General features: G+C 66.0%; 11 protein-coding genes and 1 other RNA gene. 8 read left to right on the top strand and 4 right to left on the bottom strand.

What is annotated here, in order from left to right; translation table 11 throughout:
- The 4 genes from APM_RS14450 to gyrB all read left to right on the top strand — a co-directional run.
- A partial coding sequence (locus APM_RS14450; RefSeq protein WP_007424116.1) for a molecular chaperone DjiA occupies positions 1-659 on the top strand: 659 nt, incomplete at its 5' end.
- Positions 656-1318 carry an N-acetylmuramoyl-L-alanine amidase gene (locus tag APM_RS14455; RefSeq protein ID WP_007424117.1) on the top strand — a complete coding sequence of 221 codons (663 nt, stop codon included), beginning with the start codon at positions 656-658 and terminating at the stop codon, positions 1316-1318. The genes APM_RS14450 and APM_RS14455, both read left to right, overlap by 4 nt.
- 32 nt (positions 1319-1350) lie before the next feature.
- Positions 1351-1742: RNase P RNA component class A (gene rnpB, locus APM_RS19855), an RNA gene on the top strand.
- 107 nt (positions 1743-1849) lie between these two features.
- Positions 1850-4288: a DNA topoisomerase (ATP-hydrolyzing) subunit B gene (gene gyrB / locus APM_RS14460; RefSeq protein ID WP_012040386.1), complete on the top strand. Its 2439-nt coding sequence runs from the start codon at positions 1850-1852 to the stop codon at positions 4286-4288.
- 525 nt (positions 4289-4813) lie between these two features.
- On the opposite strand, the gene APM_RS14465 is transcribed toward gyrB, so the two are convergent.
- Complete coding sequence (locus tag APM_RS14465) at positions 4814-5713, bottom strand: LysR family transcriptional regulator (protein ID WP_007424119.1); 900 nt, start codon at positions 5711-5713, stop codon at positions 4814-4816.
- A gap of 64 nt (positions 5714-5777) precedes the next feature.
- On the opposite strand from APM_RS14465, the gene APM_RS14470 reads away from it, so the two are divergent.
- The 3 genes from APM_RS14470 (at position 5778) to APM_RS14480 (ending at position 10592) form a co-directional block, all read left to right on the top strand.
- Complete coding sequence (locus tag APM_RS14470; protein WP_007424120.1) at positions 5778-6719, top strand: AEC family transporter; 942 nt, start codon at positions 5778-5780, stop codon at positions 6717-6719.
- Positions 6720-6931: 212 nt separating this feature from the next.
- Positions 6932-10141 (top strand): EAL domain-containing protein, encoded by a 3210-nt coding sequence (locus tag APM_RS14475; protein ID WP_007424121.1) that lies wholly within the window; start codon positions 6932-6934, stop codon positions 10139-10141.
- A gap of 178 nt (positions 10142-10319) precedes the next feature.
- Positions 10320-10592: a hypothetical protein gene (locus tag APM_RS14480; protein ID WP_012040390.1), complete on the top strand. Its 273-nt coding sequence runs from the start codon at positions 10320-10322 to the stop codon at positions 10590-10592.
- 51 nt (positions 10593-10643) lie between these two features.
- On the opposite strand, the gene APM_RS14485 is transcribed toward APM_RS14480, so the two are convergent.
- Positions 10644-11069: a GFA family protein gene (locus APM_RS14485; protein ID WP_007424124.1), complete on the bottom strand. Its 426-nt coding sequence runs from the start codon at positions 11067-11069 to the stop codon at positions 10644-10646.
- A gap of 144 nt (positions 11070-11213) precedes the next feature.
- Between APM_RS14485 and APM_RS14490 the strand changes: the two genes are divergently transcribed.
- Positions 11214-12269: a cyclase family protein gene (locus tag APM_RS14490; protein WP_007424123.1), complete on the top strand. Its 1056-nt coding sequence runs from the start codon at positions 11214-11216 to the stop codon at positions 12267-12269.
- Here APM_RS14490 and APM_RS14495 read toward each other — a convergent pair.
- On the bottom strand, positions 12247-12642 hold the full coding sequence (locus tag APM_RS14495) for a helix-turn-helix domain-containing protein (protein WP_007424125.1): 396 nt from the start codon (positions 12640-12642) through the stop codon (positions 12247-12249). The genes APM_RS14490 and APM_RS14495 overlap by 23 nt on opposite strands.
- Positions 12643-12652: 10 nt before the next feature.
- Positions 12653-12895: Smr/MutS family protein (locus APM_RS14500; protein WP_007424126.1), on the bottom strand; the 243-nt coding region annotated here is incomplete at its 5' end.

The following is a 12895-nucleotide window of genomic DNA, read 5'->3' on the forward strand; positions in this document are numbered from 1 at the left end:
GGCTCGCTCGGCGCCCGGCTCGGCCGCGCCTGCCGCTCGACTCCGCCCGCTTTGCCGCCCTGCTCGGCCGGCGCGAACAGGTGTTCGCCATCGGCGCCACCGTTCTCGCCGCCAAGCTCGCGAAATGCGACGGGCCGGTGGTCCGCGCCGAGATCGACGCGTTCAAGCGGCAGTTCCGCATCGAGGATGCGGCGATCCCGACGATCGGGCACCTGTTCGACCAGGCGCGCGAGGATGCGTCCGGCTTCGAGCCCTATGCGCGCCAGCTCGGCGAGAGCTTCGCCGACAACCGCCTTGCCCTCGAGCAGGTGCTCGGCGCGCTGTTCGCCATCGCCCGGGCGGACGGGCCGGTGAACGCGCGCGAAGCCGACATGCTGGCGCGGATCGGCGCGCTGTTCGGCCTGGGCGAGGCGGCCCGCGCCCGGGCGGCGAACCCTTCGGGCGGCAATCTCGGTGAGGATCCGTATCAGGTGCTGGGCATCGCCCGCACATCCAGCACCGAGGCGATCCGCGCCCACTGGAAGGCCCTGATGCGCGAGAACCATCCGGACCAGCTTGCCGCGCGCGGCGTGCCGGCGGAGTTCATCGCCCGCGCGACCGAACGCGTCGCCCGGATCAACGCCGCCTGGGACGCCATCAAGCGCGAGCGCGGCGCGTGATCTCGCCCAACCGGGACGCGCGGCCGGCGGGAATGCCGGTCGATCACCTGGTGCTCCACTATACCGGCATGCGCAGCGCGGCGGCCGCGATCGAACGGCTCTGCGACCCGGCGGCGAAGGTTTCGGCGCACTATGTCGTCGACGAGGCGGGCGGCCTTCACGCGCTGGTCCCAGAGCGGGACCGCGCCTGGCATGCCGGGATCAGCTTCTGGCGCGGCGCGCGCGGGCTGAACGACCGGTCGATCGGCATCGAGATCGTCAATCCCGGCCATGAATGGGGTTATGTCCCGTTCCCGCCGCAACAGGTCGCGGCGGTCATCGAGCTTTGCCTTGGCATTCTCGGCCGCCATCCGATCCCGCCGCGGAACGTGGTCGGCCATTCGGACATCGCGCCGGACCGCAAGCAGGACCCTGGCGAGCTGTTTCCCTGGCCGCAACTCGCCGCCGCGGGGATCGGCCTGTGGTCGGCGGCGGCGGGTGCCGCGGGCGACGATCTCGCCGCCGATCTCGCCGCGATCGGCTATGACGTGGCGCTCGACCGCGCCGCGGTCGTGGCCGCGTTCCAGCGGCGGTTCCGGCCCGAACGGGTCGATGGTGTGGCGGATGCCGGCACGCGCGCCCGCGCCGCGGCGATCCGCGCCCTGTTCGGCGCCCATTGACCGGGCGCTGGCGATCGCCCAAGAAGCGCGGGCCAGACGGTTGGACGGCCGCCGTGCCGCTCGCGGCGCGGAGGAAAGTCCGGGCTCCATGGAATGACGGTGCCGGCTAACGGCCGGCGGGGGCGACCCCAGGGAAAGTGCCACAGAAAACATACCGCCGGTACGCCTCGGCCTGCCGGCAAGGGTGAAAAGGTGCGGTAAGAGCGCACCGCGCCGCCGGCAACGGGGGCGGCAGGGAAAACCCCACCGGGAGCAAGACCGAATAGGGGCGACCGGCGGCATGAGCGATCATGGCCGCGGAGGGATTCCGCCTCGTCGCCCGGGTTGGTCGCGCGAGGCACGCAGCGATGCGTGTCCCAGATGAATGGCCGTCCAGCATCCGCGAGGGTGTGGACAGAACCCGGCTTACAGACCGTCTGGCATTTTTGCCCCCGCGCGCCGCCCGGCCATGCCCGCGCGCGATTAGGCAATCGGGGCCGGCTCTGCTATGAGTAAGGTCAGATTTCCCGCCCAATGGAGTGCTTGACCGGCATGACCAGCACCGCCGATTCGACCGCCGTACCCGCTTCCGAAGACCCGGCCGCCGCGCCCGACGGCGTCTATGACGCCGCCTCGATCAGCGTGCTGCGCGGCCTCGATGCGGTGCGCAAGCGGCCCGGCATGTATATCGGCGACACCGATGACGGATCCGGCCTGCACCACATGGGCTTCGAGATCATCGACAACGCGGTGGACGAGGCGCAGGCCGGCTTTGCCGACCGGGTCGATGTCGTGCTCAACGGCGACGGCTCGATGACGGTGACCGACAATGGCCGCGGCATCCCGACCGACATTCATCCCGAAGAGGGGATTTCGGCGGCCGAGGTGGTGCTGACGCGGTTGCACGCCGGCGGCAAGTTCAACCAGAATTCCTACAAGGTGTCCGGCGGGCTGCACGGCGTTGGCGCGGCGGTGGTGAACGCGCTGTCGGAATGGATGGAGGTGCGGATCTGGCGGGACGGCAAGGAGCACCTCATCCGCTTCGAGAACGGCGACACGGTGGCGCCGCTCGCGGTGGTCGGCGCGTCGGAGCACGGCACCGGCACCTCGGTCACGTTCAGGCCCTCGGCCGCGACCTTCACCCGCACCGAGTTCGATTTCGCGATCTACGAGCGGCGGCTGCGGGAGCTTGCCTTCCTCAATTCCGGCCTGACGATCAACCTGCGCGACGAGCGGCACAGCGCCGTGCAGGAGGCGCATTTCCGCTACGAGGGCGGCCTCGTCGAATTCGTCTCCTGGCTCGACCGCGCGAAGACACAGCTGTTCTCGCCGCCGGTTACCGCGTTCAAGGACGATGCGCCCGGCGGCATCAAGGTCGAGTTCGCGCTCGCCTGGAACGACACCTATCACGAGACGATGCTCTGCTTCACCAACAACATCGTCCAGCGCGACGGCGGCACCCATCTCGCCGGCTTCCGCTCGGCGCTGACGCGCGTGGTTTCCAAATACGCGGAGAGCCTCGGCAAGAAGGACAGCCTCTCGCTCTCCGGCGAGGACATGCGCGAGGGGCTGACGGCGGTGCTTTCGGTGAAGGTGCCGGACCCGAAATTCTCGTCGCAGACCAAGGACAAGCTCGTCTCCTCCGAGGTGCAGCCGCTGGTGCAGGCGGCGGTGGCGGATGCGCTGGAACACTGGTTCGAGACGCACCCGAAGGAAGGCAGGCTGATCGCCCAGAAGGTGATGGACGCCGCCTCCGCCCGCGAGGCGGCGCGCAAGGCCCGCGAACTCACCCGCCGCAAGGGCGTGCTCGACATCTCGACCCTGCCCGGCAAGCTGGCCGACTGCCAGGAACGCGACCCGGCGAAGTCGGAAATCTTCATCGTCGAGGGTGACTCGGCGGGCGGCTCGGCCAAGCAGGGGCGCGACCGCAAGACCCAGGCGATCCTGCCGCTGAAGGGCAAGATCCTCAATGTCGAGCGGGCGCGGTTCGACCGGATGCTGGGTTCCGCGGAAATCGGCACCCTGATCACCGCCCTCGGCACCGGCATCGGCCCGGCCGAGCCGGAGCAGGGCGGGTTCGACATCTCGAAGCTGCGCTATCACCGCATCGTCATCATGACCGACGCGGATGTCGACGGCTCGCATATCCGCACGCTGCTGCTCACCTTCTTCTTCCGCCAGATGCGCGAGCTGATCGAGCGCGGGCACCTCTATATCGCGCAGCCGCCGCTCTATCGCGTCAAGCGCGGGAACGAGGAGCGCTACCTGAAGGACGACGACGCGATGGAGGCCTACCTCTTCGAGCGCGCGCTGGCCGAGGTGGCGATCGAGGGTGTGGACCTCGCGGCCGAACTGCCGTTCATGCGCGAGGCGGCGCGGCGGATCGCCGATCTCGCGCGGGATATTCCGGTGGCCTATGTCGAACAGGCCGCCATCGCCGGACTGCTCGGGGCGACGCCCGAGGCCGCCGGCGATCTGGCGCCCGTGCTCGCGGCGCGGCTCGATGCGATTTCGCTGCCGAACGAACGCGGCTGGATGGTCGCGGTGGATGCCCAGGGTGTCACCATGGCGCGGACCGTGCGCGGCGTTGCCGAGCGGCACACGATCGATCTCGCGATGCTGCGCTCATCCGATGCGCGCTGGCTCGCCGAGCGGTCCGGCCGCCTCGAGGCGCGCTTCGCGACCGCGCCGCAACTGGCGCACGGAACCGCGGCGCAGCCGGTCCGCGGCCCGTCCAGCCTGATCGAAACCCTGTTCGGCATCGGGCGCAAGGGATTGTCGATCCAGCGGTTCAAGGGGCTGGGCGAGATGAATCCCGACCAGCTCTGGCAGACCACGCTCGATCCCACGACCCGCCGCCTGCTGCAGGTGCGGATTGGCGACGCCGAGGACAGCGACCAGATCTTCTCGACCCTGATGGGCGATGTCGTCGAACCGCGCCGGGAATTCATCGTCGGCAATGCGCTCAAGGTCGCCAATCTCGACGTGTGACCGCGGCTGGAGCGGTCCGGTCCGCTGCCGGGAGTGCTGATGGTATCCGGAATGCATTCCGTGACATGCATTGGCGCATTTGCGCTTGTGGCTGTCTGGCGGAATGGAATTTCGGGCGGGCGAAGCCCGTTCGACGGTGCTGTCGGCCAGCATGTCGTGGATGATCAAGATGTGATTGCCCGGGGACTGTCTGATCGGAAAGGACTGACGTTATAATTCAGCCCATCATGCAGCGTCTGTCGCGGGGACAGTTATTCGGGATCGCCATCGTGCTCGTGATTTCCACGAGTTTTATCGCGGCTGTCGTGTATGGCGCCGTGTTCGGTGATACACAGGCCGCGAAACATTATTCCGCAGTGGCGCCCGGCGAACAATAGGCCAGGGCGCCAGGTCGCGGCCGCGCCTTCAGTCCGGCAATCGTTCTGCCGGCATGACGGGACATCCAGGCCACAACGCACGACATTCGAACCGGTCGGAAGATGCCTCGACATCCGCCTTTGTGCCGGCAGGGGCGATTGTAGCCTCTCAACGATGGATGGCCGGATCACCTGATTCGGGGAAAGTCATCGCCAGGAACAGTTTCAGGCTCGGATTCATGTTGGCCGCACACCAGGCAAGGACGTGATCAATCGTCGGCGCCTCCTCCAATTCACAGAACTGCACGCCCGAAGGGGCCAGTCTGCTCACCGAAACCGGCACGAGGCCGGCGCCGATCCCTTCGGCCGCGAGGCTGACGATTGTCGTCTGCAACTGGGTCTCTACCCGGATCGTCGGTCTGAATCCCCCCGCGTGGCAATACTCTTCAATCACGTTGCGCAAGGCGGGCGCGGTTTCGGCGGGCGTGAGGATCAGCGGCAGGTTTACCAGATCGTCGCGGCAGATCAGGCTCCGCGCCGCCAGTTCATGCCCGGCCTGAAGGACGACGCAAAGCCGCTCCCGATAAACCGGCCGGACTTCGAGCCCGCGCACCGGCGGCGGCGGAAACATGACGCCGAGGTCGAGTTGCCCCGCCATCAGATCGCTGACCAATATGTTCGGCATCACCTCCCGCAAACGCAATTCCACGCCCGGCAGGTCGGTCATGACCCGGCGGGCCAGTTTCGGAACGATGGTTTGGGCGGCATGCATCATGAAGCCGAGGGAGAGTTCGCCGATTTCGCCGGAAGCCGCGCGGCGTGCGTTGCGACACGCCCGATCGAAGAGGGTCACGATCTCGCGCGCCTCGGCAACAAAACGAAGGCCCGCTTGCGTCAGGCGCACATGGCGGGAATGCCGATCGACGAGCCGCACCCCAAGATCCTTCTCAAGGGCCATGATCTGCCTGCTGAGCGGCGGTTGGGTAAGGTTCAACCGCTCCGCTGCGCGCCCGAAATGGAGCGTCTCGGCGAGTGCGATGAAGTAACGCAGCTGGCGGATATCGGGCATGATACCGAATAAGCATCAATCGGGACGTTAATCGGTATTAGACAGTATCAATCGATGAGTCTACATGCCCGCCATGCTGTCGACCCTCATCATCGTCATCCCGGTCTTTGCCTTGATCTTCGCCGGCTGGCTGGCGCGGCGCCTCGCCGTGCTCGGTTCGAATGCGACGACCGAACTCAACCGCTTCGTCGTGTATCTCGCATTGCCGGCGCTGCTGTTCGATATCGTCGCGCATGCCCGTTTGTCGGAGATCTGGCAGCCGGGCTTTATCGCCGTGTTCGCACTCGGATGCCTTGCCGTCTTCGCGTTGACGGTCCTGGTGAGCCTGAAGCGGCCATTGCATCTGGCCGATGCGGTGATCGACGGACTCAATGCGGGCTATGCGAATGTCGGCTTCATCGGGTTTCCGCTGGTGGCGGTCGCCATCGGCCGCAATGCGCTCGGGCCGACCCTGGTCGCGACGATGATCACCGTCTGCGTCCTGTTCGGAGCCGCGATCGTGCTGATCGAAATCGGCCTGCAAACGGAGCAGCGCCCGGCCCGCATGGTCCTGAAAGTCGTGCGGTCGCTCGGGCGGAATCCTCTTCTGGTCGCACCGGTGGCCGGCGCCGTCGTGCCGATCGCCGGGCTTGCAATTCCATCCGCCGCCGAGACGTTCCTGAAACTGCTGGGCGGCGCGGCGTCACCGTGCGCTTTGGTGGCGCTTGGCCTTTTCCTTGCGGAGCAGCGGGATACGAAGCCAGATGCGGCGCCCGCCTGCCTGCTCGTCGGATTCAAGCTGGTCCTCCAGCCGGCGCTGACCTGGGTATTGGCCAGTTTCGTATTCGAACTGCCGGCCGCTCTCTCGCATACGGCAGTCCTTCTGGCGGCATTGCCGACCGGCACCGGGCCTTTCATGCTGGCCGAGTACTATCGGCGGGAGGCGGGAATGACATCGAAGGTCATTCTCGCTTCCACGGTGCTCTCGCTGCTCAGCGTCTCGGGCTACCTCTACGTCACGCATTGAGGCGGCAGGCCGCCCGTGCCGCCAGACCGTGAACGGTCCGGGCGACGGCGGACATCAACGGCAGATTTCATGACCGGCGGTGCCAGGCCTTTCGGCGGGTACCAATCCCCGCCGCCGCCGAACCAGGGACCGGAAAAGGCAGCATACCTGCCTATACTACGCATTAATATTTTTCGATCAGAATAACCCCGATATCGGGAAGTTTGTGATGCATGCGTACTAACAAGGCCGCCTGGTCGAGGGGCGCGGTTGGCTTTCTCTGGATTGCTGTCGCACTCGTCGTTCTGATCTGTGGCGCATTCGAGCGGTTCGAATTCGAGGATGTTGCGAACGGCATCCGGGCGCAGGCAAAGACGGTCGCGACGGAATATGCAGGCACGATCGCGCGGCGCCTGTTCAACCAGTTTACCGAACTGGAATTCATCGCGATCAGCCTTCTTGCCCCGCAGCCGGACGGGACGATATCTCCATCGCCGCGAACGATGCACGCTCTTTTCCGCTTCATGGCACTGCATCCGAGCCTTTATGCGTTCAACGTGCAGTCGCCGGACGGTAACCGCATCATCTGGTCGACGATCAGGCAACCGAAGCGACCGATCACGATGGCATCGGGGTTCACACCCCTGCCAGCCCATGCCGGATATCTGCTGGGGCGGCCGCGCTTTGCCTCCCGTGTGCATAGTTACGCCATAACGATGCGGTATCGCGCATCGGGTCCAGACGGGCGAACGCGGTATTTCGTTGGCACACCCTACAGGCTCGATCGGCTTTTCGCCTTTCCGAACCGCTTGCGCACACCGCTTGCGCTCTCCGTGATCGATTTGAGAAACCACAGGGAGCTTGCCACCTGGCGATCCGGCCGGCTCGATTTCAGCGAATTTAACAAGCGGGACACGGGCGTTGCCGGGAAGGCAGGCGGCAGACCTCTCGTCCGCGGTCAAGCCGGCATCGTGCCGGTGCCGGGCCTGCCGCTGGAAATTGCCGCGGGCTGGCCCCGAAATGTCGTCTTCGACGATTGGGTCCGGACAGGTCGTCTCCGCTGGGCCGTCGAGGCGCTCTTTGTCGGGGTTATGGCGCTTCTGGTGCTGCTTGTCGATCGAGGCCGCCGCCGCGAGCAGCGGGCCGCCGAGGCAATCGAGCGGGTCCGAACGACGGACGAGGCCACGGGTCTGAGCACGCGCGCGATGTTCGAGGAACGGATCCCCGGGCTCTGCGATGCCCTCGGCCCCGGCCGCCAACTGGCTGTCATCGTGATTGATATCGAGGGCTTCACGGAAATCAATGCCAGGCACGGCCGGAAGGCGGGCGACAGGATTCTGCGCGCCCTTGCCGAACGCCTCAGGGCGCTGCCGGATGCTCGGCTTCTGGCCCGTGTCGGCGCGGATTCCTTCGCATTCGTTCATGTCGGCATCCTGGAGCGCGAGATACATGCGCGGATCGATGCGGCGCTGGCGGTTGTCGAAACGCCGTTCGACATATCGGCAGGGGTTGCGGAGACCCTGAAACTCTCTCTCGGAAGCGCCCTTTACCCGGCCGATACGGGATCGGCGGCGGCGTTGCTCGGCCGGGCCGAGGTGTCCATTTTCGGCCAAATTCAACGCCAATACGGTATCAGGCGCCGGGATCTCGACCCCTATTCGCCGGAATACCATGCCATGCTCGGATGGGGATGGCGCTTTCTCAATCATCTGATCCCCGATTTGGCCGCCGGAGTATTCGACGATTTCGCGGCGGACGCGCGGAATGTCCCCATCATCCAGTCGCTCGGCACAGAACGTGCCAGAAGGCTCGAAAATGGACTCCGGCGCCATGTCGCAATGTTGCTCGATCCGGAATTGACGCGCGAGCGCCATCGGGACGAGGCGTTGCGGGTCGGCCGCATGCATGTCGCGCTGGGGATCGATATCAGTGCGCTGACGAGTGCGACGAGCGGCCTCTACCAGCGCATTGCGGTACTGAGCCAGCAGATTCCGGGGCGCGTCAGCCAGCGCCAGATATATCTGGACATCATCCTGCAACGTTGCGAATTCGACATGGAAACCCAGCAGGATGCCGCGGCGCGGTTGCGCCATGAAATTCACAGGACACTCGGCGCACTGGCCTTGGAAACGCGCGGGCAGACGCGCGGCGTCGATGTCTGCGACTCGATCATCGGCGCGATGGAAACCTGGCCCTTCGTCGCCTTCAGCGCCATATACACCGAAGGTGTCGACGGCCTGCTCGTTATCGAAGCGGAAAGCGCGGCTCATCGTGCAACCATGAAACGGCAACCGCGGCTGCGTCTGGACGGGCGCAGCCTCAAGGAACTCGATGGGCATCCCATTGCCGAGGCCTGGCTTTCAGGAGAGCCGGTCCATGGCGCGGCGGAGGAGTTCCTTGGCGCTCGTGACACTGACGCAAATGACAGGCCCCTCGCCGAGGCGGGAATTCAAAGCGCCGCGGCGCTGCCGATCACGGAGACCGGCGGTCGTGTGCGTGCCATTCTGGTTCTTTACGGCCGGATAGCCAATCAGTTCTCTGCGCCGGTATTGCGCGACTCCCTGGAGGCGCTCGGCCTGATCGCCGCACGCGGCATTGAGCAGGCGCGCGATGAGTCGCTGGCGCTCCTCCCTGCCGCCGACCGCCAGAGGTGGCGGAGCCGTCTGTTCGACGGGGGCTTGCAGATGTTCATGCAGCCGATCGTCGACCTGCGAACGGGGCGGGTGGTCAAGGTCGAGGCCTTGGCACGGCTGGAACTTCCGGGAGGGCAGTTGATCAGCCCGGGCCAGTTCCTGCCGATCCTGAGCCAGCAGGATCTCGACAGGCTTTTCATCGAGGGCATGCATATGGCGATGAAGGCGGTTCGAGAGTATCGCAGCCTCGGCATCGTGGTCGATCTTTCGGTGAACCTGCCGCCGACGTCTCTCCGCAATCCCGATTGTTCGGGATGGATCCGGGCGGCGCTTGAGACGCACGATTTCGATCCGAAAGATCTGACGCTCGAACTGCTGGAAGACCAGGAAATCGGCGGTGGCGATGCGGGCCTCCGGGCGATCGAAGCCCTGCATCGTGCCGGAGTGCAATTGGCGCTGGATGATCTGGGAGCGGGTTACGGCAGTTTGATGCGGCTTCGGAACCTTCCTTTTGACATGGTGAAGATCGATCAGGGCCTGGTCCGGGGCATATCCGAGAATGACCATCGTTCCATGAAACTGGTCGAGGCGCTGGTGGAACTTGCGCGGCGGCTGGATATCCCGGTGACGGTCGAAGGGTTGGAAACGTCCGCACTCATCGACATGGCTCGTCGCTTTGGCGCCGAGTTCGGCCAGGGGTACGGCATCGCTCGTCCGATGCGGGCGGAGGAAATGCCGGGATGGATCGCAGGGTTTCGTCTGCCTGCCGAAAGCAGGCCGGCAGCGCCGTCATATGTCGCATTGTATTGAGGCCTTGATTTCGCGGGCCAGGGCGGAACGGCGGTGAGGCGCCCCCGCGGCGCACAAGCCGGCCTCTTGATGGACCAATGTCTCTGCCGGTCACGTCATTGCGACGATTGCCAATCCTTCATGTCATTGTGAGCCGATTGCGCTTGCCGAAAGGCGTCTGCCGCGCCACCTTAGCGCTATGACGCAGCACCATGCTCCGACCATCGATATGACGATTTCCGGCGAATTTCGCGATCCGCCAGGGCGGTATCCATCGCTGGCGGTCATTGCGCTGCGCGTTGCGGCGTTCGGCCTGATGCTGGGATTTGCCGCCATTGTGTTCTGGCTGGCCGTGTTCACCTTGCCGCTGCTGTTTGTGTTCGGGGTGGCCGCCTACCTCTATCTGCGCTTCCAGATGGCGCGCGGAAAGTTTTCCGGCGGGCCGAGCGTCCTGCGCGTCTTCCGCTTTTAATCCGCTACCGTGAACTGAGGGGGCCGGTCGCGCCGGCCCCACGGCAATCGGTCACTCGGCGATGATGTTGCCGGAGCCTCCGAATTCCGCCGGAAAATCGGCAAATTTCGGCAGGCCGTCCCGAATGGGCAGCACGGTCTCGCTGTAGTTCACATGCAGCGCGGGTTTGTGCTCGAGCGTCGGAATCGTTGCCGAAAACACATCGACCAGGCCGAGAGGCGGATGGTCCGCCATGATGTGGCCGCCGCACAGCTTGCAGAACTTGCGCTCGCTCATCGGGGTCTTGGCGAAGGTGGCGATGTTTTCCTCGCCCTTCGTGACCGTCACGGCTTCAGGCTTCCAGAGGCTGAACGCGTTGACCGGCCCGCCGGACCAGGAGCGGCAGGAGCGGCAATGGCAGATGCCCATGCCTTCCGGCTCCCCGCTGACCTCGATTTCGACGGCACCGCAGAAACAGGCCCCCTTATGGATCGTCATATTCGGATGTCTCCTCAAATTGCGGCCCGATCGTGCCGCACGGTGCGCTGATCGGCAAGAGTGCTGACAGGATCGTCCGGGCATGCATGATGGGCCGCGCCGGATGTTCATGGTCGGCCATTCGGATTGCATAGGGAGGATGACATGACGGAACCGCGCTGGCGCCATCGGCCGGAGGGATCGAACTGGGGCGATTTCGGACCCGACGATCAACGGGGGCGTCTCAACCTGATCACCCGGGAAAAGGTTCTCCAGGGAATGGCCGAGGTCCGGGAGGGGCTCGTGTTCTGCCTCAGCCTGCCGCTCGATTTTCCGGGCGGCAACCTGCTGAACGAACGGCGTCATCCGCCGGTCCTGCGCCCGACTCTGCGGGGCGACCGCCCCAATTTCAACTGCACGCTCACAGGCGCCGAAAGCGCGCGCACCGACGTGTTCAACGACGATCTCGCGATTCTCCATCTGCAATACTCGACCCAGTGGGATGCGCTCAGCCATGTCGGCGGCCTGTTCGACGCCGATGGCGACGGCGTGGCCGAGAAGGTCTTCTACAACGGCTTCCGCGCCGGCGAAGACATCGTCGGCCCGACCGAAACCCGGGATGCGGGCGTGCAGTCGGACATGGCGTTGCACAGCACGTCCCACGCCGGCGCCCTGGGCATCGAGCGGATGGCGGCGCACGGGGTGCAGGGCAGGGGCGTGATGATCGACCTGCGCGCCCATTACGGCGATGCCCGCGTTCTGGTCGGATATGACGCGTTGATGCGGGTGATCGACGCCGACCGGATCGCGATCGAGACCGGCGACATGGTGTGCCTCCATACCGGCTTTGCCCAGCGCGTGCTCGAGATGGACCGCTCGCCCGACCGGGCCGTGCTGCACGAAAGCTGCGCCGTGCTCGATGGCCGCGACGAACGGCTCCTGCGATGGATCAGCGACAGCGGCCTCGCGGTCCTGATCGCCGACAATTACGCGGTCGAGGCCTTCCCGGCCTCGGAAGCCCGGCATGAATGTTGCTCGATCCTGCCGCTGCACGAGCACTGCCTGTTCAAGAACGGCATCCATCTCGGCGAGTTGTGGCACCTGACGCCGCTGGCCACCTGGCTGCGCGAGCATGGCCGGACGCGCTTTCTGCTGACGGCGCCGCCGCTGCGGCTGCCAGGCGCCGTCGGTTCGCCGGTCACTCCGATCGCGACCGTCTGAGCGAAGGCGCCGGCCTGGCCGGCGTTTCACGCAGCAGCGCGTCGATCGCCGCGACCGTTTCGTCCGGAAGGTGGCGCAACTGCCGGGCGAAGCGGTTGGCGAGCGCCGTCTGCGCCGGCGTCAGCCCGCCCGTGTGCAGGCTGATGCGCGGGCGGGAGTCGCGGGCGAGATCGGCGAGTTCGTGCGCCTCGTCCCAGATCAGGTCGAGCCGTTCGCAAATCTGGTGAATCAGTCCCGGCGAGGGGGCGCCCCGCCGGCCGTGTTCCAGCGCCGAGAGGTAGGCGGCCGAAACGCCGAGCCCATCGGCCATGGCGCGCAGGGTCATCTTGCGTTCGGCCCGCAGCGCGCGCAGCCGGGCGCCGAACGGCGTCATCTGCCCCGCCTCACGACCGCAGGCGCCGCAGCAGCACCCGCAGCGCGCCCTGATTGGCCGCATGCGGATGGCAGACCGCCAGGATCATCGGGCGCAGGGGCTGGTCGTTGAGCCAGATCGGCACTTCGCGTCGCAGCACACCTTCGCCACCGGTCCGGCGTCCGTGGCCGGTCACGATCTCGACGCAGCGCATCCCGCGCGACACCGCGCCCGCGATCAGCGCGTTCACGGCGACATGTGCCGCGGCCGCCGT

Source organism: Acidiphilium sp. PM, assembly GCF_000219295.1.
GTDB lineage: Bacteria > Pseudomonadota > Alphaproteobacteria > Acetobacterales > Acetobacteraceae > Acidiphilium > Acidiphilium multivorum.